The following is a 26,534-nucleotide window of genomic DNA, read 5'->3' on the forward strand; positions in this document are numbered from 1 at the left end:
AGCATGAAACGCAACCAGGGCTTTACCTTGATCGAATTGCTGGTGGTGATGGCGATCATCGCCACGCTGATGACCATCGCCATGCCGCGCTACTTCAACAGCCTCGAGACCTCGCGCGAGACCACCCTGCGCCAGAGCCTGGCGGTGATGCGCGAGGCGCTGGACCACTACTACGGCGACACCGGCCGCTACCCCGAGTCGCTGGAGCAGTTGGTCGAGCAGCGCTACCTGCGCGGCGCGCCGCTGGACCCGATCACCGAACGTCGTGACGGCTGGCAGGTGGTGGCGCCGCCCGAAGGCGTCGCCGGCGCCGTTGCCGACATCAAGAGCGGTTCAACCGGGAGGGCCCGTGATGGCAGCCTTTATGCCGAGTGGTAATGCCGGGCAGGCAGGCTTCACCTACCTGGGCGTGCTGCTGCTGATCGCCGTCACCGGCATGGCCCTGGCGGCCACCGGCACGCTGTGGTCGACCCTCGCCCAGCGCGAGCGCGAACGCGAGCTGCTGTGGGTCGGCGGCCAGTACGCCCAGGCCCTGCGCAGCTACTTTCGTAGCTCGCCGGGGCTGGCCCAGTACCCGCAGAGCCTTGAGGAACTGCTGGAGGATAGCCGTTACCCCAACCCCAAGCGGCACCTGCGCAAGCTGTACCCCGACCCGATCACCGGCAGTGACGACTGGGGCCTGATGCGCTCGATCGACGGGCGCATCACTGGCGTCTACAGCCGCTCCGAGGCCATGCCGCTCAAGCGCACCGGTTTTGCCGGGCAATGGTCGGAGTTCGAAGGCCTGGAACACTACAGCGACTGGCAGTTCGTCGCCGAAAAGGCCTTCAACGAGAGCGCCGCCGGCGCACGCAAGGGCCTGGCCCAGGGAGCCGGGCAATGAACCGCCGCCTGAGTGCCCTGGCCCTGGCCCTGGTGCTGCTGGCCGGTACTGCCCGGGGCGGCGCCGAGGACGAGATGATGGGCTTTATCGTCGACAACACCATCTCGCACATCGGTCACGACTTCTATTACAGCTTCGCCGAGCGGCTGCGTGCCACCAGCCGCCTGGATTTCAACCTGGTGGTACGCGAACGACCCGACCCGCGCTGGGGCAGCCTGGTAACGGTCGAGTACGAGCAACGCGTGCTGTACCGGCGTTTTCTGCCACCCAACACCACCGAGCTTAAGGACGCCGCCTACGAGGCAGCGGACCTGGTCAAGGCGCAGATCATCCAGCGCAAGCTGCAGATGCTGCTGCAGGACACCACTGATCTGGAGAGGGACGAGCTATGAACAACAACAAAACCTGCAGCCTGGCCTCCCTGGTATTGCTGGCGAGCCTCGCCAGTGCAGCCAGCGCCACGGAACTGGTCTACACCCCGGTCAACCCGGCGTTCGGCGGCAACCCGCTGAACGGCACCTGGCTGCTCAACAACGCCCAGGCGCAGAACGATCATGAAGACCCGGCCATCAAGGACCGCGCCTCGGCCTTTGCCAGCACCTCGGCACTGGAGCGCTTCACCAGCCAGCTGGAGTCGCGCCTGCTCTCGCAACTGCTGACCAACATCAACAACGGCAACACCGGCAGCCTGCAGACCGACGCCTTCATCATCAACGTCATCGACGACTCGGGGGCCCTGAGCATTCAGGTGACCGACCGGGTGACCGGGGAAATCTCGGAAATTCAGGTCAACGGCCTGAACCCTTGAAGGGCCAGGACAACGGGGAGAACCAGCCATGAAACGAATTCTGAGCACACTGCTGATCCTGGCCGCCTTGCAAGGCTGCAGCCTGCGCGAACCGATGCCGGCCGAACAGGACAGCGAAAGCCCGACCCTCACGCCGCGCGCCTCGACCTACTACGACCTTCTCAACATGCCGCGACCCAAGGGCCGGCTGATGGCGGTGGTGTATGGTTTTCGCGACCAGACCGGGCAATACAAGCCGACTCCGGCCAGCTCGTTTTCCACCAGTGTCACCCAGGGGGCGGCGAGCATGCTGATGGACGCCCTGCAGGCCAGCGGCTGGTTCGTGGTGCTCGAGCGCGAAGGGTTGCAGAACCTGCTGACCGAACGCAAGATCATCCGCGCCTCGCAGAAAAAGCCCGACACCCCGGTGAACATCCAGGGTGAACTGCCACCGCTGCAGGCGGCCAACCTGATGCTCGAAGGCGGCATCATCGCCTACGACACCAACGTGCGCAGCGGTGGCGAGGGTGCGCGTTACCTGGGCATCGACCTGTCGCGCGAGTACCGGGTCGACCAGGTCTCGGTCAACCTGCGGGCGGTGGACGTGCGCAGCGGACAGGTGCTGGCCAATGTCATGACCAGCAAGACCATTTACTCGGTCGGGCGCAGCGCCGGGGTGTTCAAGTTCATCGAATTCAAGAAACTGCTCGAAGCCGAGGTCGGCTACACCACCAACGAACCGGCGCAGCTGTGTGTGCTGTCGGCGATCGAGGCGGCGGTGGGGCACTTGCTGGCCCAGGGCATTGAACGGCGCCTGTGGCAGGTGGCGGGGGATGGCACCGGCGACAAGGCGGTACTGGATAAATACCTGAGCCAGTACCAGAGCCCGTGAAACCCATCGCTGGCAAGCCAGCTCCCAAAATTGTGGGAGCCGGCCTTGCCGGCGATGAGGCCGGTACAGCCAGCACATCAGGTGGCGTCTGGATTACGAGCGCTGCGCACTCGATCGCTGGCAAAGCCAGCTCCCACAGGTCCGGCGCATGCAGATCCATTGTGTGCCGGCCTTGCCGGAGATGGGGCCGGTACAGCCAGCACATCAGGTGGCATCTGGATTACGAGCGCTGGCAAAGCCAGCCCACAGGTCCGGCGCATGCAGATCCATTGTGTGGAGCCTTGCCGGCGATGCAAGGCAACACCTTGCCAATCAGGTTTACCTCAATGGCTCGGGCAGCCCTGTTCCTTGACGATGCGCTGGGTCGAGGCCGGGTTGTTGACCAGCTTGGCTGCCGAGCGCGCCGGGCGTTTGACCAGCTCACCACCGCAATTGGGGCACTGGCCCTTGAGCTGACGCTCGTTGCAGTCGCGGCAGAAGGTGCATTCGAACGAGCAGATCAACGCATCCGCGCTATCGCCGGGCAGGTCGCTGCCGCAGCATTCACAGTTGGGGCGCAGTTCGAGCATGGTCAGGTCCTCGCAGGCAGGTCGAAATCGTCAGTGTATACGCTCAAGGCCGATACAGGTGGGCGTGGCCGGCGCGGTACAGCGCCGACTCGCTGAAGGTGTCGCTGCCCAGCACGCGGCCCACCAGGATCAGCGCGGTACGGCGAAAATCCTTGGCCGCCGCCAGCTCGACAATCGTCTCCAGGGTGCCCAGTACCCAGTCCTGGTCCGGCCAGGTTGCGCGGTGTACCACGGCAATCGGGCAGTCGCCGCCATAGTGCGGGCGCAGCTCGTCGACGATTCTGGCCAGGTGCTTGACCCCAAGATGAATCGCCAGGGTGCTGCGATGGCGGGCAAGGTCGGCCAGTTGCTCGCCGGCCGGCATCGGTGATGTGTCGGCGTAGCGGGTGAGGATCACGCTCTGGGCGATGTCCGGCAGGGTCAGTTCGCAGCCGAGCAGGGCGGCACTGGCGGCCACGGCGGTGACGCCGGGCACGATCTCGTAGGGGATGCCCAGCTCGCGCAGGTAGCGGATCTGCTCGCCGATGGCGCCATACAGGCTGGGGTCGCCACTGTGCACCCGGGCCACGTCCTGGCCGTTGTCGTGAGCGCGTTTGATGGCTTCGATGATCTGCGCCAGGTGCAGTTCGGCGCTGTTGATCAGGGTTTCGGCGCGGTGACCCTCCAGCACTGCAGCCGGCACCAGCGAGCCGGCGTAGATGATCACCGGGCAGCGCTGGATCAGGCGCTGGCCCTTGACGGTGATCAGCTCCGGATCGCCGGGGCCGGCGCCGATGAAATAGACGGTCATGGGAAGTCCTTGCGGGGAAAGTGCTGATTATCAGTGAAAACCGCTGGTGCAGGCCAATGCCAGGCTGGCGTCGGCCTGCAGGGTGCGGGGGACCAGCAGGCGGGCCGGGCCGCCGAGCTGCTCGGCCAGGGCCAGGGCGGCGCTTTCGGCCACGCCATAACAGCCGCTGTGCTGGAAGGCTACCGCAGAGCGATGGCTCAGCCGTGGTTCGAAAGCGGCCAGCTGCGCCGCACTGTAGAACAGCAGCGGCACGCCCAGGCGCCGGGCCAGTTCGTACAGGCCGGGCTCGTCGTGCTTGAGGTCGATGCTGGCCAGGCCCATGACCGCGCCGGGCGTCAGGTCATGGGCGAGCAGGGTGCGCGTGAGCAGATTGCTCAGGGCGTCGGCCGGGCAGCCGCGACGGCAACCCAGGCCGAGGTACAGCTGCATCCTCAGGCCTGGCTCGAACGGCGATACAGCCAGGCGCTGATCAGCCCCAGGGCCAGCCAGAACGCGGCGTTGGTCAGCAGCGAGGCGACCTTGAACTCGGCTTCCAGGGCTTCTGGGGCGAGCATCTGGTGCACTTCCGGCTGTGGCGCGCCAATCACATGCGGCACTACCAGCAACACTGCGCCGACAACCTTCAGCAGCCAGTTGCGGGCAAACACGATCAAGGCCAGGCCCACGGCGGTGGCAGCAGCAGTACCGACCCACCAGGCCTGGCGCTGGGCCAGGTCGGCGGCCGCGGTGCCCGGCAGTTCCGGTGGCAGGCCCAGGGTTGGCGCCAGGCAGAACACGGCAAAGCCGCCCAGGCCCCAGAGCGCGCCGCTGATCACGGTCTTCGGTGCGCGCAGGGTGTAGAGCGCGGCAAGGATCAGGGCGAATCCGACCGCCACCACCAGGTTGCCGCCGGTGGTCGACAGTACACGCTGCCAGCCGTCTTGCGGCGACCAGGCTTCGCTGTCGTGATGATGCTCGGCGGTGCCGGCGGCATGTTCATGGGGCGCTTCGAGCGCAGGGGCGGCGCTTTCGTAGGTTTCCGCCTGGAGAATCAGCGGCGCGACCCAGAAGCTTTGCAGCAGGGTCAGCAGCAGGGCGGCCAGCAGGCCGGTAAAGCCTGCGGTACTGGCAATACGCTTGATCATCGGGGCAGCACTCAGTGGCAAGGGAAGGCGGCGCTGTGGCGGGTATCGTGGGCAGCGTTGTGCACCGCTTCGATGTGCGAGAAACCGGCGAAGTACACCAGGCACAGGCCCAGCAGCGAGGCGCCGACAGCAACCAGCAGGCGCTGGCTGAGGCTTGACGGGGTAACGGCTTGGTTAATGGCGGTACTGGTACGCATGGCGCTTTCCTCTTGGTGTTGTCGGCAACAGGCAAGCGCAGCGAACCCCTGCGCAGCGTTCGCCCAGGGGTTGTAACAGCGCCCGCCCACCGCGGGTTTGTTCGGTCAAGCGTTGGGCCGGTCTCCGGGCTGGTGAGGGTAGGCCGCTGGCCACACCACAGGCGTCACCTTCCCATGCCAGACAGCGGGCACAGTGGTTCTGACGCTTTTCTCACTTACCGTTGCGGGGGCAGCACCGGACTTGCCATACACCTTATAAAGAAGCGCATGACGCACCGGTTTCCCAGTTTCACCCTCAAGGGGCACCCAAACGAATGGCGTTAGCAAATCACGGGCGCGGGCAGGCGTCAATCGTGACAGCAGTTGACCGCTCACCGGGCACTGCGTAGCCTAGCCGCTTCGAGGTTCTTCGGCGCTGGCCGAAGCTAAGACGGGAACGCGGTTCAAGCCGCGGCTGCCCCCGCAACTGTAAGCATTGAAGGGTTCGACACAGCCACTGCAGCGTGTGCGGGAAGGCGTCGTTCGACTGGCCAGGTGCCGGTGCAATGCAAGCCAGGAGACCTGCCTCGAACAGTTTCCGACATTCAACCGGGCGGGGTGATCCGGTGGCGAACAGGCCAGGTGCGCAACACCTTTGGCGCTCGTCCCGCATGCCCGCCATCCTGCCAAGGGCATCGCTATGAAAACACTGGCCAAACTCCCCGTCACCATCGTTACCGGCTTCCTCGGCTCGGGCAAGACCACGCTGCTGCGGCACATGCTCGACAACGCCCAGGGGCGGCGCATCGCGGTGATCGTCAACGAGTTTGGCGAGCTGGGCATCGACGGCGAAATCCTCAAGCAGTGCAGCATCGGCTGTACTGAAGAAGAGGCCAGCGGCCGCGTTTATGAACTGGCCAACGGCTGCCTGTGCTGCACCGTGCAGGAAGAGTTCTTCCCGGTGATGCGCGAACTGGTCGCTCGTCGCGGCGACCTCGACCATATCCTCATCGAAACCAGCGGCCTGGCCCTGCCCAAGCCCCTGGTGCAAGCCTTCCAGTGGCCAGAGATTCGCAACGCCTGCACCGTTGACGCGGTGATCACCGTGGTCGATAGCCCGGCCGTCGCCGCAGGCACCTTTGCCGCCTACCCGGAGCAGGTCGATGCGCAGCGCAAGCTCGACCCCAACCTTGACCACGAGTCGCCACTGCACGAGCTGTTCGCCGACCAGCTGGCCAGCGCCGACCTGGTGGTACTGAACAAGGCCGACCTGATTGCCGCCGACGACCTGGCCAAGGTGCGCGCCGAAGTCGAAGAAGAGCTGCCGCCGGCGGTCAAGGTGATCGAAGCCAGCAGCGGCCGCCTGCCGCTGGAAGTGTTGCTGGGCCTGGGCGCCGAATCCGAGGCGCATATCGATGGCCGCCGTACCCACCACGACTCGCACCACGACGGTGATGATCACGACGACCATGACCACGACGCCTTCGACTCGATTTCCATCGAGCTGCCGCAAGCCGACGAAAGCCTGCTGCTTGACGCCCTGACCCAACTGGTGGTGCAGCACGGCATTTTGCGGGTCAAAGGTTTTGCAGCGATCCCGGGCAAGCCGATGCGCCTGCTGATCCAGGGCGTGGGTACCCGTTTCGACAAGCACTTCGACCGCGCCTGGCGCAGTGAAGAGCCGCGCACTACGCGCCTGGTGCTGATCGGCCAGGAACTGGATGCGGTACAACTGGAAGCGAGCCTGCGCGCCGCCCTGGGCGCTTGACCCATGCACTTGCTGCGGACCCAGCCCGGTGGTTTTGTACCGGACGACAGCATTGCCGACCTCGGCCAGACCCCGGCCGAGCTGGTAATCCTCTGCAGCGGTGACTCGCACCTGGCGCTGCTGGCCGAAACCGCCCAGCAGCTGCCCGAGGATTTCCCCAGCCTGCGTCTGGCCAACCCCATGCAGGTACAGAATCATGCCTCGGTCGACCTCTATGTCGACCAGGTGTTGCGCCATGCCAAGGTCATCCTGGTGTCGCTGCACGGCGGCGTCGGCTACTGGCGCTATGGTGTGGAGCAACTGCTGGAGCTGGCCGCCCGTGGCGTGCAGTTGATCCTGGTGCCCGGCGACGACCGCCCCGACCCGGAACTGAGCAGCCTGAGCACGGTGCCGGCCGAGCAGGCCGAACGGCTCTGGCACTTTTTGCGCCAGGGCGGCAAAGCCAATGCCCTGAACTTGTTCAACTGCCTGGCCAGCGAGTTTTTGCAGCGCGACTACCCCTGGAGCGCGCCGCAGCAACTGCCGCGCACCGCGGTGTACCACCCGCGCAAGGCGGCTGCGGCGCTGGAGGACTGGTTCGGCGAGTGGCAGGTCGAGCAGCCGGTGGTGCCGATCCTGTTCTACCGCTCGCACCTGCAGGCGGCCAACACGGCCTTTATCGACACCTTTTGCGAGCGGTTGCAACTGGCCGGGCTCAACCCCTTGCCGATTGCCGTGGCCAGCCTCAAGGAGGCCGGTTGCCTGCAGCAGGTCGAAGACTGGCTGGACCAGGTCGACGCTGCCCTGATCATCAACACCACAGGCTTTGCCCAGTCCAGCCCCGAGCAGCCGCACCTGCGCCCGTTTCGCCGCGACATCCCGGTGTTGCAGGCGATCTGCGCCCAGGACAACGAACCGGCCTGGCAAGCCAGCGAGCAGGGCCTGGGGGCCCGCGACCTGGCCATGCACATCGCCTTGCCGGAGCTGGACGGGCGCATCATCACCCGCCCGGTCAGTTTCAAGGACCTGGCCTGGCGCAGCGAGCGCAGCCAGTCCGACGTAGTCTGCTACCGCGCCCAGCCCGAGCGCATGGACTTTGTCGCCGAGCTGGCGCGGCGTTGGTGCGCCCTGGCGCAGCTGCCCAACGGGCAGAAGCGCGTGGCGCTGATCCTCGCCAACTACCCGACCCGCGACGGGCGCATCGGCAATGGCGTGGGCCTCGACACTCCAGCAGCGGCGCTGAACATCCTGCGCGCGTTGCAGGCCCAGGGCTATCCGCTGGCACCCTTGCCCGACAACGGCACGGCGCTGATCCAGGCTTTGCTCGGTGGCGTCAGCAACGACCTCGACAGCCTCGACCTGCGCCCGTGCATGCAAAGCATGGCCCTGGAGGACTACCTGGCGGCCTTTGCCACCTTGCCCGAGGCCAACCAGATTGCCGTGCGCGAACGCTGGGGCGAGCCGAGCCAGGACCCGATGTTCCGCAGCGGGCGGATGATGATCGCCGGCCTGCGCTACGGCCTGACCTTCGTCGGCATCCAGCCGGCCCGTGGTTACCAGCTGGACCAGAGCGCGGTCTACCACGACCCCGACCTGGTGCCGCCGCACGCTTACCTGGCGTTCTACTTCTGGCTGCGTCACGGCTTTGCCGCCGACGCGCTGATCCATGTCGGCAAGCACGGCAACCTGGAGTGGCTGCCGGGCAAGGGCGTCGGGCTGTCCGATAGCTGCTGGCCGGACGCCTTGCTCGGCCCGCTGCCGAACATTTATCCGTTTATCGTCAATGACCCGGGCGAGGGCGCTCAGGCCAAGCGCCGCACCCAGGCGGTGATCATCGACCATCTGATGCCGCCGCTGACCCGCGCCGAAACCTATGGGCCGTTGCGCCACCTGGAGCTGCTGGCCGACGAGTACTACGAGGCGCAACTGCTTGACCCGCGCCGGGCCCGGGAGCTGCAGCGCGACATCCTGGCGCTGGTGCGTGACAACCATATCGACCGCGAACTGCAAATCGAAGGCGCCCTGGACGATGCCGCGATCTGGCTGCCGCGCCTGGACACCTACCTGTGCGACCTCAAGGAGTCGCAGATCCGCGACGGCCTGCACGTGTTCGGCGAGTCGCCGAGCGGGCGCCTGCGCATCGACACCTTGCTCGCCTTGTTGCGGGTGGAACGCGGCGATGGGCGCGGGGCCAATGGCAGTGTGTTGCGGGCCCTGGCGAAGGCGCTGAACCTGGGCTTCGACCCGCTCGATTGCGACCTCGGCCAGCCCTGGCACGGCCCTCGGCCCACACTCCTGGCGACAATGGACGAAGCCTGGCGCACCGCCGGCGACACCCGCGAACGCCTTGAGCTGTATGCCAGCCAGCTTATCGAGCAGACCCTCGAGGGCAGCGTGCAGCTTGCCGGCGGCCCCGAATGGGCGCAGGTGCAGGCGATTCTCGACGCGCTGGCGCAACAGGTCGCGCCGCAACTGGACAGCTGCGGCCCGGCAGAAATGCACGGCCTGCTTGCCGCCCTCGAAGGCCGTTTCGTCCCCGCCGGCCCCAGCGGCGCGCCAAGCCGCGGGCGCCTGGACGTGCTGCCGACCGGGCGCAACTTCTATACCGTCGATGTGCGCAACCTGCCGACCACCACCGCCTGGCGCATCGGCTTTGCCTCGGCCAACCTGATCCTCGAGCGCCATTTGCAGGACCATGGCGATCACCTGCGTCAGCTCGGCTTGTCGGTGTGGGGCACGGCGACCATGCGCACCGGTGGCGACGATATCGCCCAGGCCATGGCCCTGCTTGGCGTGCGGCCGGTGTGGGCCAGCGGCAGCCAGCGCGTCGACGATTTTGAAATCCTGCCCTTGAGCCTGCTCGACCGGCCACGGGTGGACGTCACCTTGCGCGTCTCAGGGTTCTTCCGCGATGCCTTCGGCAACCTGATCAAGCTGTTCGATGCGGCGGTGCAAGCGGTGGCGGCGCTGGATGAGCCGGATGAGCTCAACCCGCTGGCGGCCAAAGTCCGTAGCGAGCGCGCTGAGTTGCAGGCCCTGGGCCTGGATGCCGAGCAGGCAGGCCGTCAGGCCGGCTGGCGGGTGTTCGGGGCCAAGCCGGGCGCTTATGGCGCTGGCGTGCAGAATGCCATTGACGGACGACTGTGGAATGACCGCCAGGACCTGGCCGAGGTCTACCTTAACCATGGTGGCTACGCCTATGGCGGCGCCGATGAAGGCACGCCGGCGCGTGCCCACTTTGCCCGGCGCCTGAGCCAGGTGCAGGCGGTGCTGCAAAATCAGGACAACCACGAGCACGACCTGCTCGATTCCAATGACTACTACCAGTTCCAGGGCGGCATGCTCGCCGCCGTGGAGAGCCTGGGCGGCAGCAGGGTGGCCAGTTACCACGGTGATCACAGCCAGCCGGACCGGCCGCGTATCCGCACCCTCAAGGAAGAGCTTAACCGGGTGATCCGCGCTCGGGCGCTGAACCCCAAGTGGATCGACGGGGTCAAGCGTCACGGCTATAAAGGTGCCTTTGAGCTGGCGGCCACCGTCGACAACCTGTTCGCTTTCGATGCCACCACGCACCTGATCGACGACCATCATTACCAGTCGCTGGCCGACGCCTATGTGCTCGACGAGGCGACCCGGGATTTTATCCGCCAGCACAACCCCGAGGCCTTGCGCGACATCACCGAGCGCCTGCTCGAAGCCCAGCAGCGCGGGCTCTGGCAGGAACCGGGCGACTACCGTGAAGCGCTGGAAGAACAGCTGCTGGACGGCGAGGAAGAGAATTGAGATGAGCGAACCTGCACATTTTCCCCTGGCCGCCGTGGTCGGCGCCGACGAGCTGAAACTGGCGCTGTGCCTGACCGCCATCGACCCGAAGATCGGCGGCGTGCTGATCGAAGGCCCGCGCGGCATGGCCAAGAGCACCCTGGCGCGGGGCCTGGCTGATCTGCTTGGCGAAGGGCCGTTCGTGACCTTGCCGCTGGGTGCCAGTGAAGAGCGCCTGGTCGGCACCCTCGACCTGGATGCGGCGCTGGGCCAGGGCAAGGCGCAGTTTTCCCCCGGGGTGCTGGCCAAGGCCGACGGTGGCGTGCTCTATGTGGATGAGGTCAATCTTCTGGCGGATCATCTGGTCGACCTGTTGCTGGACGTCGCTGCCAGTGGCACCAACCGGGTCGAGCGCGACGGAATTTCCCACCGCCACAGCGCCCGTTTCGTGCTGATTGGCACCATGAACCCGGAAGAGGGCGAGTTGCGCCCGCAATTGCTCGACCGCTTCGGCCTCAATGTCGTGCTCGAAGGCCAGCCGTTGCCTGAAGCCCGAGGCCAGATCATTCGCCGCCGGCTGGATTTCGACAGCGACCCCGAGGCATTTTGCAGCCAATGGGCGCCAGCCCAGGCGGCCCTGCGCGAGCGCTGCCAGGGTGCCCGCGAGCGCTTGGTGCAGATTGCCCTGGACGACCAGGCCCTGGCGCAGATTACCCAGCGCTGTTTTGCTGCCGGCGTTGATGGCTTGCGCGCTGACCTGGTCTGGCTGCGTGCCGCCCGGGCTCATGCAGCCTGGCGTGGGGCCGGGCAAATCGAGGCCGAGGATATCGATGCCGTGGCCGAGTTTGCCTTGCGTCATCGGCGCCGCGAAGCGCCGTCGCCACAGCCGCCAGCGCCAGACAACGGCGCCGCCATGCCTCCCTCGGCCGGCCAGCAGGGCCAGGGCCAATGGGGCGAGTTGCCGCCGCAAGCCACGCCGAGCGGCGCCCGGCGCGAGGTACCGAGCTGGGCAAAAAAGCCCTGAGCATCCGCCGCCACAGCAGCGCGGATGCCAGACCCCGGCCCGGAGCACTTGCCGCAGGCCCGCGTGGGCGCGGCAAACAGGCGGCATCCGGCGCGGTGGCCTGGCCGGCGACCTTGCTCAAGGGGCGGCCGCGTACGCGCAAAGAGCTGTGCTGGCAACAGCGCACGGCCAGCGCCCATGAGCTGTGGCTGGTGATTGTCGATGCGTCGGCGTCAACGCGCCGACACCAGGCCCTGAGCCGGGCCAAGGGCATGCTGGCGAGTTTCTTCGACCAGGCCTACCGCAACCGCGCGCGCTTGACCCTGCTCACCGCCAGCGGCAATACACCGCGCTGGCAGCGTCACGGGCTCAAGGCTTCGGCAAGTTTGCAGCCGTGGCTTGAGGCGTTGGGGGCGGGGGGCGGGACGCCATTGCTGGCGGCACTGGAGCAGGCACGGGAGTGGCTGCAGGAGCGTCAACGGCGCTACCCGGCAGAACTGCAACGTTGCCTGATTGTGACCGATGGCCGGCTCAAGGCCTGGGAGGCGCTGCAGCCGTTGCCGTGCCAAGCGTTGCTGGTGGATATCGAAAGTTCGCCAGTGAAACTCGGCAGGGCGCAGTTACTTGCGCAACAACTGCACGCCGAATATCAGCATCTGGAAGCGCTGGCAGTACTCGGTAAATAACCAGGCATCAATAAATATAACTGCGGCCACGTGTCGCAGTTTATCCGGCGAGTTATAGCAACGTTACCAAAGACGGGCACCTGGGCCGCGCCTTTGGTAATTAACCGGTCGTTACTTGGGCATCGACCAAGGCTGCAGGTCATAACCTTTTTCGCACAATTCGGCGCGTACTTGCTCAATCAGATCAGCCCACTGTGCAGGGTCGGAGTAGGTGCTGCTTGGCACTTGCTTGCTGCCAATGCGGGTACTGGTCCGGTCGATGACTGCCAGGCTTAGTTCACCGGTGCCATTGGGTGCATCCCAGGCAACACACTGGAAAGGTTCGAAGGCGTGGTCGGCAATCAGCAGTGCTTCGTTGACACGGAGCGGGGCGTTCATGGGTTCGGTCTCTCTGTGGGCCCAAACATCGAATATAACCGCGCGCTTGTTTGCATAGCGGTAAGTTACTTGTACTGATGCCCCCGACCGGGGGACAAGTCACACTTCTTTTAAAAATATTTTAATACCGTTCATCGGTTGATGCCGGGGTACCTGGCATTTTTGTCAGTAGCGGCCAGGTCAGGAGGGGCGTTGTATAGGGCCAGCCACAGCGCTTATGCGCCAATGACGGGAGGATGGGATGCGCCAACGTGTATTAACCCAGCAACTTTTGCCGGCGCCGGTCGTACTCGAAGCCGTTGGCAACAACCTCGTCGATACCCTTGAGCGTGCGACGGTACAAATCCCGGCGTACACGCAAATGGCCGCCAACCAGCTGGTGCGAATGATCTGGGATGGGCGGCGGGAAAACAATCAGCACTATTTGCATACCGAGGATCGGATCGTTGACGCCGATGGGGTAGGTCAGCCTATCGATTTCGTCGTGCTGGCCGAACATATCGCCCCGCTCAACAAGGGCCTATTGATGGTGCGGTATCGTGTATTTGATTTTGAAACCGACTGGCACGAATCTGACCAGCTGGTTCTGGAAGTCGGGCGCACAGACCCGGTGCTGCCTCCTCCTTTGGTAGACGAAGCCAAGGAGGGCAGGCTTGATCCAGTCGGTCTGACAACCGCTACCGTGCGCGTGGCAATCTACGATGGCATGCTGGTTGGGCAAAAGGTTTATCTGGAGTGCCTTCGAACAGGTGGCGGGGGCAGCTATCTCGGGGAAATCGAGGTGACTGCCTTGACGGACCTGACCTTTGAACTGCCGGTCGAATTCATTATTCCGGCCATCAGCCAGAATATCCTCTTCCAATACTGGGTGGTGGAGCCAGGTGTACGAACCCGGCACTCGCGGTTGCTGTCGTTATGGATCAGGCTCCAGACCCTGGAACTACAGCTGCCCTGCGTTTCTCAGGCCGCTGCGGGACAGCTTGATCCTTTGCAAGCGTTATCCGGGGTAAACATCAAGGTTGGTTACCCGCACATGACCGTGCAGGAAAACATTCTCTTGCACTGGACCGGCTCGGCCACGGGATCGACCGTTAGTGAACCGCTCAGGGGAGATCCTCGCGGTGAAGTCGAATTTACCCTTGCCCCTGAGCTTGTGGGCGCAAACATAGGGCCCGGCTTGCGCACGGTACAGGTCCGCTATGACGTCGAGCGCGTGGGCGGCGGGGCACAGCGGTCGCCGCTGTTGAGTCTGGGCATACGGCCCCTGGCAGGGCTGGCGCAGCCCACCGTCGCCGGTGTGATTGGAACGACACTGGACCTTGATCGAGTAACCGGCAATCCCCTGGTATCGATAGTGCGGTGGAATTTCGCCCGCGCAGGGCAACGCGTGTGGCTGCGTTGTCATGGCACCAAGCTCAACGGTGATGCCGATATCATCGAGTTGGGCAGCGCCGCCGAGGTGAATGAAGCCGAAGCCGCAAATGGCCTGAGCAGGGCGATCGCGCGCGACCGTCTGCAGCTTCTGCGGGATAACTCCGAACTACGGGTGGAATTCAAAGTCAGCTTCGCGCGCACGCGGCAAGAAACCGACGCGGTTACCTTCCCCTTGCTTCGCCTGACCCTGCGTACGGGCCTTAGCATCGCCCCGGGGGCCCTCGTGCTGGACGGGCCGGCGATCCGCGTGACAAAAAACTGGCAGCAGATCAGGGACTTTCCTGCCAATACAGCGCAGCGCCAGGCTACTGGCGGCCAACCGCCGTATACCTATGCCGTTGCTAATCCGGCGATCGCTACCGTAAGTCAGCAGGGCAAGGTTACCGGTATGGGCAACGGTACAACCACCATCACGGTTCGCGATACTAACCAGCGCAGTGTCCAATACTCGGTACAGGTATCGAACATACGCTGGCTCAACGTCGACGAGCACTCAACGTCTTATGCTACCGGCTTTCAGCTGATGCAGAGCCGCGGGGGAAGCCCGGTGCAGGCGGCCGATGAAGCGCTGCTGCTGGCTCACTATGCGCAGCCATTCCCATCGCTGATGCGGCGCTACTTCTTCATGTTTACCAACGGTCAATGCCCCGGAGCCGAGCGCGTCTATGAAGTGGGCTCGGCTAACACGTTTCGCTGTAATTCCCGCACTACCAATGCGGGCGGTTGGTTTCTGACAAACACAAGGCCCGCCAACTGACTCTGGTATGGGGCATTAAAACGATTCTCCACCAAGCAAAGAGGTGCATCATGTCATACCGTTCACGTCGTACCTTGGGGCGTCTGGGAGTAGCATCAGCGTTCATCTTGCTAGCAGGCTGCAACTCATCCGGAGGCGTCAGCAACGAAGAGGTTCAGGTGAATTGTGCGGCGGTCGGGGCGGGTTATCATCCAGACCCCAGCGATTGCACGCGCTATTTCAGGTGTGTACTAACAGGTGGGCGGTGGCATCGCTTTGACTACAGTTGCCCGGCCGGCAACTTCTATTCCCCGTCAGCCCAGCGATGCGTGGCGGCCAGCAGTTGCCCGAGTGCCGCTCAACCCGCCACCGGCCAGCTCGATCAGGGCTTGCCCGAACGCCGCCAGCTGGTACGCTGAATACTGAGGGTCCAGGCGTTCTAGCGTCAGCAAAATTTATGGGTAGCCGCAGTGATACCAACCCGGTATCCAGTTCGTTGCGGCGCCGCTTTTGACTCCAAATCCTTGACAAATACTCCGGGCCAGCAGACAGACGGTCGTGGGCGTTTGACGCATCGTTGCTACTGTTAAAACGGGCCTGCCAACACACTGTTTCTATTTAAAATTCCAACTATTGGCGCCAAGGAATAGGTCATGCTAGAGCCTGCATCCAACCGCCGCCTGCTTATCGTCGATCCTTGCGATGACTGCCATCGTCTATTGCCCGGCTTGCGCAGTGTTGGCTGGGATGTGCACAGCTGTACCTTGACCTCGGCCCTGGAACACCCTTGCGACGTCGGCCTGCTGCGCTTGCAGGCTTCGCACCTGGAGCACCCGGATGCAGTCAAGGACCTGATCAGCCGCAGCAATACCGAGTGGATCGCGGTGTTGAGCCCGCAAGAGCTGCGGGCGCAGAATGTCGGCGATTTTGTCTGCGAATGGTTTTTTGACTTTCATACCTTGCCCTTTGATGTCTCGCGGGTACAGGTCACCCTTGGCCGCGCGTTCGGCATGGCGCGCCTGCGCGGCAAGGGCTATGTGCATGTCGATGAACCGGAGCACGAACTGCTCGGTGACAGCCGGCCGATTCGCGAACTGCGCAAGCTGCTGAGCAAGCTGGCGCCCACCGAGTCTCCGGTGCTGATTCGCGGCGAGAGCGGCACCGGCAAGGAGCTGGTGGCGCGCACCTTGCACCGTCAGTCCCAGCGCCGCGACAAACCTTTTGTGCCGATCAACTGCGGCGCCATCCCCGAGCACCTGATCCAGTCCGAGCTGTTCGGCCATGAAAAAGGCGCCTTCACCGGCGCTCATCAACGCAAGATCGGCCGTATCGAAGCCGCCCACGGCGGCACGCTGTTTCTCGACGAAATTGGCGACCTGCCGCTGGAGCTGCAGGCCAATCTGCTGCGCTTTCTTCAGGAGAAGCACATCGAGCGGGTCGGCGGCAGCCAGCCGATTGCCGTCGACGTTCGGGTGCTGGCGGCCACCCACGTCGACCTGGAAAAAGCCATCGACAGCGGGCGCTTTCGCGAAGACCTGTATTACCGCCTGAATGTGCTGCAGGTGGTCACTGCGCCGCTGCGCGACCGCCATGGCGATCTGTCGATGCTGGCCAGTCATTTCTCGCATTTCTACAGCCTCGAAACCGGCCGCCGGCCCCGTTCCTTCAGTGAGGACGCGCTGGTGGCGATGGGCAAGCACGACTGGCCGGGCAATGTCCGTGAGCTGGCCAACCGCGTGCGCCGCGGCCTGGTTCTGGCCGAAGGCCGGCAGATCGAGGCGCAGGACCTGGGCTTGCTAGGCCAGCACGCATTCGCGCCAAGCATGGGCACCCTTGAAGACTACAAGCACCGGGCCGAGCGCCAGGCCTTGTGTGATGTGCTCAACCGCCATAGCGACAACCTGAGCATCGCGGCCAAAGTGTTGGGGGTGTCCCGGCCGACTTTCTACCGGTTGCTGCACAAGCACCAGATTCGCTGAGACCTGGACAAGGTGCAGCAAAAAGCCCGCCGAAGCGGGCTTTTTCATAGCGGCGAGCTTTAAAAGTAGTAAGGGAATTTCAGGCTGAAGGAGAAGTCCGGCGCGTCGTCGGTCAGGCCAATGGACAGGTTGGGGACGATGGTCAGGTTGTCGGTGGCGGCAAGGGTCATGCCGATGTTGAAGTTGGCCGCGTTGTAGTCGCTGCTGGGCACCGACTGCCAGTCGCCGCCGTCAGGCTTGATCTTGCTCTTGCTGGCAAACTGGTCAGAGAACGAAAACGACATACTCATCTTCTCGTTCAGGGCAAAGGCGATACCGGCACCAATCTGCCAGGAGTCGCCCAGTTTCACGTCACCCGGGATCTTGGTGTTGATCGTCGGGCTGATGTCGCTGAACGAGTCCTGCATGTTGTAGGTGTAGGACAGGCTGCCGAACAGCACCGCCGGGTCGAAGGTCTTGACCAGCGAGATACCTGGTGTAATCGCCCAGACGCCGTTGCCGGTGGGCAGGCTTTCAGGCACCGAGAGGTTGTCGTTGGTCGGGTCGTTGACCAGCTTGATGCCGTAGGGGTCCTTGCCGGTCGGGGCCTTGACCCGCAGGGTGGCGACCGCGTCGGGCCAGTTTTCCGATTCATCGAGGAACTTGTAGGCAATGCCGACGTTGACATCGCCGATGGTGGGATCGCGCCTGACGGTTGCATCGGAGGTAACCGGCCCGGCACCACCGGCGCCGCCGGAGGAATAAGTGGACTCGCGGTAGATCACCGGGACGTTGATGTCGAACTGCCAACGCTGATCGAGGTTATAGCGGGCGGTCAGGTCCAGGGTCCAGTTATCGGCCTTGATGCGGTCGAGGTTGATGTTGCCGAGGAAGATCGAGTCCAGCGCCAGAAAACCGTTGAGCACCAGGGCGCGGGTATCGTAATGGGTGTAGGTCAGGCCGGTTTCGACGCTGAACTTGCCGCCGCCGAAGAAGCCGCTGGCTTCGTCGTACAGGTTGGAAACGCTTTGCGCAGGCTCCGAATCGTCCTTGAGCGATTGCCCGTACGAGCTGCCCGTGGTTCCCGGCGCACCGGCGGCCACGGTCTGGCCGCCCTTGACGGTTTCGGCGGGGGACTTGGTCAGGCGTCTGGGTGCAGGTGTGGCGGGTGCTTCTTCGACCTGGCGAACGCGTTGTTCAAGGACCATCAACGCGTTCTGCTGGGCTTCGTAACGCTGTTTCAACTCCATGAGTTCTTGTTTTAGTGCTTCGACCTGGGGGTCGGCTGCCGCGTAGAGCAATGTGGCCGGGGTCAGGCTACTCAAACAGACGATAGCTCTGAAGGTTAACGATCGGTGCATGGGTTAGCCGTCCCTTCTGACTACAAGTGATGAGACTGAGCGTAGATCAGAAACCGAGAGTGCGAAGGCCTTTGAGTTGGTCCAGGTTGCCGTTCAGCGCCCCGGCGGTCGGCACGTTGTCACGCAGCACGACGTTCAGGGAGGTGAGGTTGCTGACCTTGTTGCCAGCACCGAGCAAGGTGGTGTTCTGCATCAGCCCACCTTGGGCCAGGCGCTGCACGGTGCTGCCCTGGTTGTTGTTGGCGATGATGTTGAACTGCACGCCGCTGCCGGTCGAGGACACGCTCAGGGAGCCTGCGCCGTTGGCGCCGACCAGGGTCGTGCCTGCGGCCAGGGCTTGGCCCTGTGGCTGCATGGCCGCTGCGGGAGCCTGGTTGGCCTTGCTGACGTTGATGTCGACGTTGTTGTAGGCGCTGTTGTTGTCACCGGCGGCGCGTACCACCTGGGTCACGCCCTCGGTGCTGTTCAGGCCGCTGCCACCGGTGACGGTACCGCTGCCGACGTTTTGCGCGCGCGCCGAGGCGCTGCCTTTTTCGTCGATCATCGACACGTAGAACTGTGGCGTGATGGTCGATTGCTGAATCTGCATTGACGATGTTGCACCGATCACTTCACCGTTGGCGTTTTGCCAGGTGCTGCTCATGACGATGCCGAAGCTGATGATCCGCCCGGGCATGACAAAGCGGCCGCGCAGGTTAGCCAGTTCCTGATCCTTCAGCTCGATGGGTTTGAGCGTCTGCGCCTGGGTTGGCAGGCTGGCGGCCAGGCAAAGCACGGCGAGCCAGATTGAAGTCTTCATGGGATGCTCCCGGAGCCTCATGCTCCCTTGTCATTAGAAGAAGTCGCTTTGGATGAATCCGAAGTCCATCAACTCTGCGTCTTGCACCGGGGTAAAGGTGTTGATGCGGTTCTTGGCAGTAAGCGGCAGCGGTGGGTCGAGCAAGGCATTGGTCTTGTCGTAGCCCCGGCCGATCACGGCGAAGAGAATGCCGTTCCAGCCTTTGACGAAATCTTCGACTTTGTAGCGTTTATGGCCGAGCACCGGATCGCCGATGTACACCCAGCCGTTGTGGACTTTCTGCATGACTACAAAGTGCTTGTAGCCACGGATATCCATCAGCACCACCACCGGAATGCGCACGCTCTGCAAGGCATCGAGCTGTACCCGGTAACCGCGGGCGCGCATGCCTAGGCTTTCGACGTAGCGCTTCATGTCGAGCATGGAAAAGCCCTGGACCCGAACCACGTCATGGTCGGAGTGGGCGAGCATGCCCTCGATGATCTGTTCTTCGTTGACGTCCAGCCAATAGGCCTGGCGCAAGATGGTCGCCAGCGCTGCGGCGCCACAACTGAAATCGGTTTTCTGTTGCACCAGGTCGGCGAATTTGCGTTCGCGAACGCTCTGGATGGGCTTGAACACCACTGCACCACCGGGCAGCACGGCAAGCGGGATGGGCGCCGCTACGCTGAGGTTTGCCAGGCTCAGCAAAAATGCCAAGGCGATAATGCGCATGTTCGAGGCCCCCTGCTGGTCGTGAAAAAAGGCCCCCCGAAGGGGGCCTCCAGATCACAGCATTTACATCGAGGTGTTGGAGATGGCCAGCGAGTTGCTTTGCTGGTTGCCCACACCGGCTGCTACGTTGACGCCCAGGTTGCCGCTGCCGCCATTCACCGAACCGCTCAGGGTTGCAGTGTTGGTTACAGGGTTGGCCCAGCCGGTTGGAGTCAGCACTTGATAAGAGAAAGTATTGCTCAAATCATAAGAGCTGCTTTCACTGTAGCTTTTCGCTTTGTTGTACTCGGACTCGGACGATTTGCTGCCCGATTTTTCGAACGAAGAATCGAAGGCTTTTTCGAACGAAGAGCTGTTGGCTTTATCGTACGAAGAGCTGGACTCTTTGTTCCACGACTTGTCGACATCAACATCCAGCGAGGCAGTCAGCGAAGCATCGGAGGATTGCGAAGTGCTGCCGTTGTGACGACGGCCAAAGTCCCACGAGGAGTTTCTGCTGGCTTCAACCGATGCATCCAGCGAAGCGCTCAGAGAAGCACTGGATGAGCCGCTGGCTTCGTGGTTTCTAGAGCCACTTGCTTCAGAGCTGCGCGAGCCGCTGGCATCGAAGCTTTTCGCCCCGGCGATCTCGAAGCTCGAAGAGTTGCTCTTGCTGCCGCTGGCTTCAAAGGACTTATCGCGCGAGGCGCTGCCGCTGGCCGAGGTGGTAACGGTCAGGGTATCGACGCGATAGGTACGATCGGCGTTGTTGTTGACGGTCAGGCCAGGGCCGTTTTGATCGGCAGTGGCGGTCGCGGTTGCGTTACCGAGTGCAGCGTTGGTATTGGCAATCGCCATGGTGTTTTTCTGTTGGTTCAGGTCGCCACCGGCAATGTTGATACCCATGTTGCCGCTGCCGTTGTTGCCCGAACCGCCCATGACTGCAGAGTTGGTGCTGCCGTAGTTGGTGACGTGGTTGTTGTTGCTGTATTGCGTGACGTTGGCGGTAGCAGAGGCACTGCCAAACACGAAGGTGTTGTCGATTTCCGAAACGGAGCCGGCGTTGGCGATGGCGGCGGCGTTGTCTTGTTGGTTGCCGGCACCGGCAGCCACGTTGACGCCGACGTTACCGCTGGTGCCGGTGGCCGAGCTGCTCATTTCGGCTTCGTTCACCGTGCCTTCGTTGCGGATACGGTTGCCGGTACTGCGCTGGCTGTCCCAGGCATTGGCAGTGGCGGTGACCGAGATTTTTGTCGGAGGAGGGGGCTGATGACCGTGGTTGTTGTGATGACCATTGTTATTATGGCCACCACGTGGATCATTCCCAGCTTGTACAGCAACAGCCATGACCGCAGCAATTGCGAAAACCAGAGGCTTGAGTGCCATCGAAGGTTTCATGGTGATTCTCCGTACTTTATTTTAGGTTAAGTGTTGTTCCTAACGATTTGGGTCAATTCGCGACCCGGATGCTCAGGGTGTTGGCCGTTCGGTTTCCCACCCCGGCACTCTGATTCACCTGAATCACCCCACGGCTACCGGTGAAGGCCTGGTCACTGGTAGTGACCTGGCGAAAGCCGGGTGCGGAGTCAGCTGAGTCGGAGTTGTTGATCAGCGCCACGTTCTGTTGCATGAGGACGCTGTCGTCGATGCTTTGCGGATGCGAACTGATGCTGATCCGCATGGCATTGGCTTGCTGGTTGCTGGCCCCGGCGCTCTGGTTGACACCCAGTGCGCCGCTGCCGTGGCTGAAGGAGTTGCCCTGGATGTTCGACTGGGCATCGATGCTCGGGTCCACCGAGGTGCGCAGGCGCTGACGGATCTGGGTACTGGCACTGGCGCCGTGGCCGACGGCAATAGCACGGGCGTTGGCTTGTTGCTGTTGATCGCCAGCGGCCTGGTTGACCGTAAGGTTGCCCTGGTATTGCGCACCCGAATTGTCGATGTTGGCGTTGTTGATCACTGGAGGTTGGGCGAAGGCCGGGACACTGCAAAACATGGCCAGAATCAGCAGCGAGTGCTTCATCTCACTTGCCTCCGGTCAGGATCTGCAGGGGCGCGAGGCCTTTCTGCACACTTGAATTGACCATGTTGGAGATGCCGTTGCCGGAGTTGCCGGAACGTCCACCGGCCAGGTTCGGCAGTTGCGTCTGGTTACTGATGTTGGCGCCCATGTTGTTGGTCTGTTGGGTGACCAGGGCACCGATACCTGAACCGCTGGTGATCGAGGCGAAGTCGCCGTCGCTCAGCTCGTTGGTTTGCTTGAGGATCTGTGCGGACGGGTTGGTATTGACGGTGGTCGGGTAGGGGTCAGGCGCCAGCGGCGGGCGCATGGCGTTGCGCGGTTGCACATCGCGGGTGATGACGACGATCCCGTTTTCGGCCTGGACCGGCAGGCTCAAGCTCAGGCTTGAACTCACTGCACATCCGAGCAGCAGGAGGCGATAGATGCCTTTATCAATCTTTCCCACGATGGCAATTCCTTCTTAGGTGCGCTGGCCCTGTTCAGCGTTGCGAAGAAGAGAGCAGAAGGTGTGCCGGTTTTTATTTATCAAGCGAAAACAATGGCTTGGTTTGGTTGTGAGCCAGGGCCAAGAAAATGTTGTAACGCTGCTGAGACACTGGCGGTGTACGCCGACTGAGACTGCGGGCGCCACGGCTCGGCGCCAGGCGCGCATGCAAGCTGTTTCAGGCGCTTAACACTTTTGCGCCTGCCGAGGCTGGGCGCTTTAGCTCGCGGGTTTGTCTCGGGAGGGGTGTTTCAGGAATGGACACTTGCCGCTATGACTGTTCAATTCTTGAGCAATGTCTTGACCGCTGCAAAGGTTGCGCGCCGGCGTTGCTCCCAGTCGCCTTGCACGACCTGGAAAGGCTGCTGGTGTTGTGCCAGCCACTCGCCGGTGGCATTGAAAAACGCCAGGCGCTCGGCCAGCAACGGCTGGCAACGCTGGCCATCGTCATGCCAGGCAACCGCCTCTGGGCTGAGCAGCAAGTGCAGGTCGTAGTGGCGGGCCAGCAGCGCCTGTTCCAGCCACGCCGGGCAATCGCCAAACAGCGTGCGGCTCCAGAGCATGTTGCTCAACAGATGGGTGTCGAGGATCAACAGCGCCGGTTGCCGCGCGCGTGCGGCGTCTTCCCAGGCCAACTGCCCGCGGGCAATGCTCGGGATATCGGCATAGCAGGTGTCACGCGCCTGCTCGTCAATGAAGTGGCGCACGTACTCGCCCACCCGTTCGCCACCGAAGTGCGCCTGGATCTCGCTGCTGAGCCAGCTTTTGCCGCTGGATTCAGGGCCTGTGAGTACCAGTACCTTCATGCGTAGGCCAGCGCCGGATCGCGCCGCCAATCGCGCCAGCCCTGCACTGCGATCAGGGTAAACAGGGCGTAGAGTGCGGCGGTCAGGTACATGGCCTTGGACAGGAACAGGCCAACGAAAATCACATCCAGCACCACCCATAGCGCCCAGCACTGCAGGCGCTTTTGTGCCATCCACCATTGCGCGACCAGGCTGAAACCGGTCAGCGCGGCGTCCAGCCAGGGGTGAGCGGCATCAGTCCAGCTGGCCATGGCCGCACCCAGGCCCAGGCTGCCAAGCAAGCCTATGCCCAGGCCAAAGGCAACCGAATGCGCCGGCAGCAGGCTGACCTGGCGAGCTGCGCGGGTGCTGCCTGGACGTGTCCATTGCCACCAGCCATACAGCTGCAGCACGGCGTAAACCAGCTGCAGGAGCATGTCCGAATACAGCTTCACGTCATAGAAGACCCAGGTGTAGAGCAACACCATCACCAGGCCGATCGGCCAGCACCAGGGGTTCTGCTTGGTCGTGAGCCACACGGCGATAACGCCGAGCACGGCGGCGAACAGTTCGAGGCCGGACATCGGCGTTCCTTGGCGGGTTCGAGGGTAGGGCGGGGATTGTACCTTGTGACACGCCAAGCGCCACTAGTGCGCTGGCGAAGTAGCCGCAGGTACGCTCCCCGGGGCCCAACCGTCAAACCCGGAACTGACTGAGGGTTCGATCCAGCTGTTCACTCAGACGGTTCAAGGCCACGCCGGCACTGCTCGACTGCTGTGCAGCCGTCGCCGTCTGGCGCGACAGGTCGGCCGTCTCAGTGACGTTGCGGTTGATCTCCTCGACCACATGGGACTGTTGCAGGGTAGCGCTGGCAATCGAGGCGTTGAGCGCGGTCAGGTTGTGCAGCGCCTGGCTGATGGCGTCCAGGCTGACCCCGGCTTCGCTGGCTTGTTCGACGGTCTGGCGCGAGGCTTCGCTGCTGGCGTCGATGGCCTTGACCGCCGCCTCGGACTGGCCTTGCAGGTGCTCGATCATGCTCTGGATTTCAGCGGTGGACTGCTGGGTGCGCTGGGCCAGCAGGCGCACTTCGTCGGCCACCACGGCAAAGCCGCGGCCCTGTTCGCCGGCGCGGGCCGCTTCGATCGCGGCATTGAGGGCCAGCAGGTTGGTCTGTTCGGCAATCGAGCGGATCACCTCCAGCACGCTGCCGATGCGCGTGCTCTGGCCGGCCAGGGCGCGGATCACCTGCACGGCTTCGTCGATGGTCGCCGACAACTGGTCGATGCGTTGCAGGCTGCCATGGATACTGTGCTGGCCTTGCTCGGCGCGCAACTGGGCGTCATGCATTTCGCTGGACGCCTGTTCGGCATTCTTCGCCACATCCTGCACCGCATAGGTCACTTCGTTGATGGCCGTGGCGACTTGCTCCATTTGCTGGGACTGCTGTTCGCTGCGCTGCTGGGCCTGGCCGGCGTTGTTGCCCACATCGCTGGCCGATTGCGCCAGGGCATGTACCGCGCCCTGCAACTGGCTGATCACGCCCTGCAACTTGCCGGTAAAACTGTTGAAGTGAATGCCCAACTGGGTGACTTCGTCGTTGCCGTGGGTATCCAGGCGCCGGGTCAGGTCGCTCTCGCCACTGGCAATGGTGGCCATGGCATCGACCGCTTCCTGCAGCGGCCGGGCGATGCTTCGGGCAATCAATACCACCAGCAGGGTCATGACCAGGGCGATGCCCAGGCCGAGGATTGAAGCATCGCGCACCTGGCGCAAAAACTCCTCTTGCATGTCATCGATATAAACGCCCGAGCCGATTACCCAGCCCCAGGGTTTGAACAGCTGCACGTAGGAGGTTTTTTTCACCGGCTCGCTGGCGCCGGGCTTGGGCCAGCGGTAGTCGATGCTGCCGGCACCGCTGGCCTTGGCCAGGGCGGCCATTTCGTTGAACAGGGCAAAGCCGTCCGGGTCGCGGATCGCCGAAAGGTCCTGGCCGTCGAGCTTGGGGTTGGTCGGATGCATGATCATCTTCGGCCCCAGGTCGTTGATCCAGAAATAGTCATTCTGGTCATAGCGCAGGCCGCGCACGGTGCTCAGGGCCTGCTGCTGGGCCGCGTCGCGGCTCAAAGTACCGGCCGCTTCCAGCCCCTGGTAATAGGCCAGCACGCCGGCGGCGGTTTCTACTACATGGCGGGTTTTTTCTGCTTTAGCCTGGTACAGGTCGCCATGGATCTGGCGCAGCATCAGCAAACCGAGAGTTACCAGCATCACCACTGCCACCACCAGGATCAGCCACAAGCGCTGGCTGATCGACATACTGCGAAGAGTCTTCATGGAATGCTTACCTCGAGTTCTTTTTATTGTTGCCCACATCCAAGCATGCTTTGCCCCCCGGCACCTACTCGACCAAGGACTAAGTGCTTGATTCGTTGAGGTCTGTTGCGTCGTCCCAGCAGCGTTTATCCGAGAGGTCTGATAGGATTTCGGCCTCGACGGGATAAACCTGAAGGCCGCGTGAACTTTTCTGCTGGCTTTGCGACCAACTGTCGCTGTAAAACGGCCAGGCGCTGAACAGCCATTGGCAACTAAAAGACTATAAAGGGGCATGCCGCAGGCATTGCCCCACGGGGGAAGCATGGATCTTTGGACCGGCCTGCAGGCTGTCATTCTAGGTATTGTCGAAGGCTTGACGGAGTTCTTGCCGATTTCCAGTACCGGCCACCAGATTGTCGTGGCCGACCTGATCAACTTCGGTGGTGAGCGGGCCATGGCCTTCAACATCATCATCCAGCTGGGCGCGATCCTGGCGGTGGTCTGGGAATTTCGTCGCAAGATCTTCGACGTGGTGGTGGGGCTGCCGCGTCAACGTGAGGCCCAGCGCTTTACGGTCAACCTGCTGATTGCCTTCATGCCGGCGGTGGTGCTGGGGGTGCTGTTTGCCGACCTGATCCATGAATACCTGTTCAACCCCATTACGGTTGCCGCAGCGCTGGTGGTTGGTGGCGTGATCATGCTCTGGGCCGAGCGCCGCGAGCATGTGATCCGCGTTGACCAGGTCGACGACATGCGCTGGTCCGACGCCTTGAAAATCGGCTGCGCCCAGTGCCTGGCGATGATCCCGGGTACTTCGCGCTCCGGCTCGACCATCATTGGCGGCCTGCTGTTCGGCCTTTCGCGTAAAGCAGCTACCGAGTTCTCGTTCTTCCTGGCCATGCCGACCATGGTCGGTGCGGCGGTGTATTCGGGCTACAAGTACCGCGATCTGTTCCAGCCGGACGACTTCCCGGTGTTCGCCATCGGTTTTGTGGTCTCGTTCATTTTTGCCATGATCGCGGTACGCGGCCTGCTCAAGTTCATCGCCAACCATAGCTATGCGGCCTTTGCCTGGTACCGCATCGTGTTCGGTTTGATCATCCTCGGCACCTGGCTGTTCGGCTGGGTCGACTGGACCACGGCGCACGGTTGAG

At 63.1% G+C, this 26,534-nt stretch carries 28 protein-coding genes, 1 pseudogene and 2 riboswitches; of the genes and pseudogenes, 13 read left to right on the plus strand and 16 right to left on the minus strand.

Features of this window, described 5'->3' with window-relative positions; all coding sequences use genetic code 11:
* The first annotated feature begins 3 nt into the window (after nucleotides 1–3).
* From ABIE20_RS23535 to ABIE20_RS23555, 5 genes are read left to right on the plus strand one after another with little or no spacing between them, the layout of a single operon-like run.
* The gene (locus tag ABIE20_RS23535) at nucleotides 4–378 is read left to right on the plus strand and encodes a type II secretion system protein (protein ID WP_429507674.1); all 375 of its coding nucleotides are present in this window, start codon (nucleotides 4–6) and stop codon (nucleotides 376–378) included.
* Entirely contained in the window at nucleotides 353–883 is a 531-nt protein-coding gene (locus ABIE20_RS23540; protein ID WP_429507676.1) for a type II secretion system protein, read from the plus strand. Before ABIE20_RS23535 ends, ABIE20_RS23540 begins: the two co-directional genes overlap by 26 nt.
* On the plus strand, nucleotides 880–1,275 hold the full coding sequence (gene csgE, locus ABIE20_RS23545; protein WP_045198315.1) for a curli production assembly/transport protein CsgE: 396 nt from the start codon (nucleotides 880–882) through the stop codon (nucleotides 1,273–1,275). Before ABIE20_RS23540 ends, csgE begins: the two co-directional genes overlap by 4 nt.
* Nucleotides 1,272–1,691: a curli assembly protein CsgF gene (locus ABIE20_RS23550; protein ID WP_429507678.1), complete on the plus strand. Its 420-nt coding sequence runs from the start codon at nucleotides 1,272–1,274 to the stop codon at nucleotides 1,689–1,691. Before csgE ends, ABIE20_RS23550 begins: the two co-directional genes overlap by 4 nt.
* A gap of 28 nt (nucleotides 1,692–1,719) precedes the next feature.
* Nucleotides 1,720–2,562 carry a CsgG/HfaB family protein gene (locus ABIE20_RS23555; RefSeq protein ID WP_429507680.1) on the plus strand — a complete coding sequence of 281 codons (843 nt, stop codon included), beginning with the start codon at nucleotides 1,720–1,722 and terminating at the stop codon, nucleotides 2,560–2,562.
* 323 nt (nucleotides 2,563–2,885) lie between these two features.
* Here the strand turns inward: ABIE20_RS23555 and ABIE20_RS23560 are convergent, their stop codons facing one another.
* Genes ABIE20_RS23560 through ABIE20_RS23580 form a run of 5 tightly spaced genes read right to left on the minus strand, consistent with a single transcriptional unit; the run spans nucleotide 2,886 to nucleotide 5,242 of the window.
* On the minus strand, nucleotides 2,886–3,131 hold the full coding sequence (locus ABIE20_RS23560; RefSeq protein ID WP_045198320.1) for a DUF1272 domain-containing protein: 246 nt from the start codon (nucleotides 3,129–3,131) through the stop codon (nucleotides 2,886–2,888).
* Between the two features lie 43 nt (nucleotides 3,132–3,174).
* Complete coding sequence (gene cobM, locus ABIE20_RS23565; protein ID WP_429507682.1) at nucleotides 3,175–3,921, minus strand: precorrin-4 C(11)-methyltransferase; 747 nt, start codon at nucleotides 3,919–3,921, stop codon at nucleotides 3,175–3,177.
* Nucleotides 3,922–3,951: 30 nt separating this feature from the next.
* On the minus strand, nucleotides 3,952–4,350 hold the full coding sequence (locus ABIE20_RS23570; RefSeq protein WP_429507684.1) for a cobalamin biosynthesis protein: 399 nt from the start codon (nucleotides 4,348–4,350) through the stop codon (nucleotides 3,952–3,954).
* A gap of 2 nt (nucleotides 4,351–4,352) precedes the next feature.
* The gene (locus ABIE20_RS23575; RefSeq protein WP_429507685.1) at nucleotides 4,353–5,045 is read right to left on the minus strand and encodes a CbtA family protein; all 693 of its coding nucleotides are present in this window, start codon (nucleotides 5,043–5,045) and stop codon (nucleotides 4,353–4,355) included.
* Between the two features lie 11 nt (nucleotides 5,046–5,056).
* The gene (locus tag ABIE20_RS23580) at nucleotides 5,057–5,242 is read right to left on the minus strand and encodes a CbtB domain-containing protein (RefSeq protein ID WP_036995824.1); all 186 of its coding nucleotides are present in this window, start codon (nucleotides 5,240–5,242) and stop codon (nucleotides 5,057–5,059) included.
* 98 nt (nucleotides 5,243–5,340) lie between these two features.
* Nucleotides 5,341–5,568, minus strand: a riboswitch (cobalamin riboswitch).
* A gap of 59 nt (nucleotides 5,569–5,627) precedes the next feature.
* Nucleotides 5,628–5,825, plus strand: a riboswitch (cobalamin riboswitch).
* Nucleotides 5,826–5,921: 96 nt separating this feature from the next.
* Here ABIE20_RS23580 and cobW point away from each other — a divergent pair.
* Genes cobW through ABIE20_RS23600 form a run of 4 tightly spaced genes read left to right on the plus strand, consistent with a single transcriptional unit; the run spans nucleotide 5,922 to nucleotide 12,419 of the window.
* A complete protein-coding gene (gene cobW, locus ABIE20_RS23585) occupies nucleotides 5,922–6,989 on the plus strand; it encodes a cobalamin biosynthesis protein CobW (protein ID WP_429507687.1) in 1,068 nt (355 codons plus the stop codon).
* A 3-nt stretch (nucleotides 6,990–6,992) separates the two neighbouring features.
* On the plus strand, nucleotides 6,993–10,751 hold the full coding sequence (gene cobN / locus ABIE20_RS23590) for a cobaltochelatase subunit CobN (RefSeq protein ID WP_429507688.1): 3,759 nt from the start codon (nucleotides 6,993–6,995) through the stop codon (nucleotides 10,749–10,751).
* A 1-nt stretch (nucleotide 10,752) separates the two neighbouring features.
* Nucleotides 10,753–11,754, plus strand: coding sequence for an ATP-binding protein (locus ABIE20_RS23595; protein ID WP_429507689.1), 1,002 nt, complete (start codon nucleotides 10,753–10,755; stop codon nucleotides 11,752–11,754).
* Nucleotides 11,679–12,419 carry a vWA domain-containing protein gene (locus ABIE20_RS23600; protein ID WP_429507690.1) on the plus strand — a complete coding sequence of 247 codons (741 nt, stop codon included), beginning with the start codon at nucleotides 11,679–11,681 and terminating at the stop codon, nucleotides 12,417–12,419. Before ABIE20_RS23595 ends, ABIE20_RS23600 begins: the two co-directional genes overlap by 76 nt.
* A gap of 111 nt (nucleotides 12,420–12,530) precedes the next feature.
* Here the strand turns inward: ABIE20_RS23600 and ABIE20_RS23605 are convergent, their stop codons facing one another.
* A complete protein-coding gene (locus ABIE20_RS23605; protein ID WP_123566626.1) occupies nucleotides 12,531–12,797 on the minus strand; it encodes a hypothetical protein in 267 nt (88 codons plus the stop codon).
* A gap of 241 nt (nucleotides 12,798–13,038) precedes the next feature.
* On the opposite strand from ABIE20_RS23605, the gene ABIE20_RS23610 reads away from it, so the two are divergent.
* The 3 genes from ABIE20_RS23610 to ABIE20_RS23620 all read left to right on the plus strand — a co-directional run bounded on the left by ABIE20_RS23610 (nucleotide 13,039) and on the right by ABIE20_RS23620 (nucleotide 16,946).
* The gene (locus tag ABIE20_RS23610) at nucleotides 13,039–14,988 is read left to right on the plus strand and encodes an Ig-like domain-containing protein (RefSeq protein WP_429507692.1); all 1,950 of its coding nucleotides are present in this window, start codon (nucleotides 13,039–13,041) and stop codon (nucleotides 14,986–14,988) included.
* A gap of 50 nt (nucleotides 14,989–15,038) precedes the next feature.
* A complete protein-coding gene (locus ABIE20_RS23615; RefSeq protein ID WP_429507694.1) occupies nucleotides 15,039–15,386 on the plus strand; it encodes a chitin binding peritrophin-A domain-containing protein in 348 nt (115 codons plus the stop codon).
* Between the two features lie 234 nt (nucleotides 15,387–15,620).
* Nucleotides 15,621–16,946, plus strand: a complete 1,326-nt coding sequence (locus ABIE20_RS23620; RefSeq protein ID WP_429507695.1) for a sigma 54-interacting transcriptional regulator — start codon at nucleotides 15,621–15,623, stop codon at nucleotides 16,944–16,946.
* Nucleotides 16,947–17,005: 59 nt separating this feature from the next.
* On the opposite strand, the gene ABIE20_RS23625 is transcribed toward ABIE20_RS23620, so the two are convergent.
* The 10 genes and pseudogenes from ABIE20_RS23625 to ABIE20_RS23670 form a co-directional block, all read right to left on the minus strand.
* Entirely contained in the window at nucleotides 17,006–18,286 is a 1,281-nt protein-coding gene (locus ABIE20_RS23625) for a hypothetical protein (protein WP_429507696.1), read from the minus strand.
* Between the two features lie 46 nt (nucleotides 18,287–18,332).
* Nucleotides 18,333–19,085 (minus strand): hypothetical protein, encoded by a 753-nt coding sequence (locus tag ABIE20_RS23630; protein ID WP_429507698.1) that lies wholly within the window; start codon nucleotides 19,083–19,085, stop codon nucleotides 18,333–18,335.
* 33 nt (nucleotides 19,086–19,118) lie between these two features.
* Nucleotides 19,119–19,799, minus strand: a complete 681-nt coding sequence (locus ABIE20_RS23635; RefSeq protein ID WP_429507699.1) for a C39 family peptidase — start codon at nucleotides 19,797–19,799, stop codon at nucleotides 19,119–19,121.
* 63 nt (nucleotides 19,800–19,862) lie between these two features.
* Complete coding sequence (locus tag ABIE20_RS23640; RefSeq protein WP_429507701.1) at nucleotides 19,863–21,176, minus strand: heme utilization protein; 1,314 nt, start codon at nucleotides 21,174–21,176, stop codon at nucleotides 19,863–19,865.
* 52 nt (nucleotides 21,177–21,228) lie between these two features.
* A complete protein-coding gene (locus tag ABIE20_RS23645; RefSeq protein WP_429507702.1) occupies nucleotides 21,229–21,801 on the minus strand; it encodes an adhesin in 573 nt (190 codons plus the stop codon).
* Nucleotide 21,802: 1 nt separating this feature from the next.
* A complete protein-coding gene (locus ABIE20_RS23650) occupies nucleotides 21,803–22,246 on the minus strand; it encodes a hypothetical protein (protein ID WP_429507703.1) in 444 nt (147 codons plus the stop codon).
* A 320-nt stretch (nucleotides 22,247–22,566) separates the two neighbouring features.
* Nucleotides 22,567–23,091, minus strand: a complete 525-nt coding sequence (locus tag ABIE20_RS23655) for an AAA family ATPase (RefSeq protein ID WP_429507705.1) — start codon at nucleotides 23,089–23,091, stop codon at nucleotides 22,567–22,569.
* On the minus strand, nucleotides 23,088–23,654 hold the full coding sequence (pnuC, locus tag ABIE20_RS23660; protein WP_429507706.1) for a nicotinamide riboside transporter PnuC: 567 nt from the start codon (nucleotides 23,652–23,654) through the stop codon (nucleotides 23,088–23,090). Before pnuC ends, ABIE20_RS23655 begins: the two co-directional genes overlap by 4 nt.
* A gap of 112 nt (nucleotides 23,655–23,766) precedes the next feature.
* Nucleotides 23,767–24,501, minus strand: a complete 735-nt coding sequence (locus tag ABIE20_RS23665; protein ID WP_429507728.1) for a methyl-accepting chemotaxis protein — start codon at nucleotides 24,499–24,501, stop codon at nucleotides 23,767–23,769.
* 123 nt (nucleotides 24,502–24,624) lie between these two features.
* A pseudogene (locus ABIE20_RS23670) lies at nucleotides 24,625–25,734 on the minus strand (cache domain-containing protein); the annotation flags it as partial.
* Here ABIE20_RS23670 and ABIE20_RS23675 point away from each other — a divergent pair.
* Nucleotides 25,703–26,533, plus strand: coding sequence for an undecaprenyl-diphosphate phosphatase (locus tag ABIE20_RS23675; RefSeq protein WP_429507708.1), 831 nt, complete (start codon nucleotides 25,703–25,705; stop codon nucleotides 26,531–26,533). The pseudogene ABIE20_RS23670 and the gene ABIE20_RS23675 sit on opposite strands and share 32 nt — an antisense overlap.
* The last annotated feature ends 1 nt before the right edge of the window (nucleotide 26,534 follow it).

The organism is Pseudomonas sp. 2835 (genome assembly GCF_050435905.1).
In the GTDB taxonomy this organism is placed as follows: domain Bacteria; phylum Pseudomonadota; class Gammaproteobacteria; order Pseudomonadales; family Pseudomonadaceae; genus Aquipseudomonas.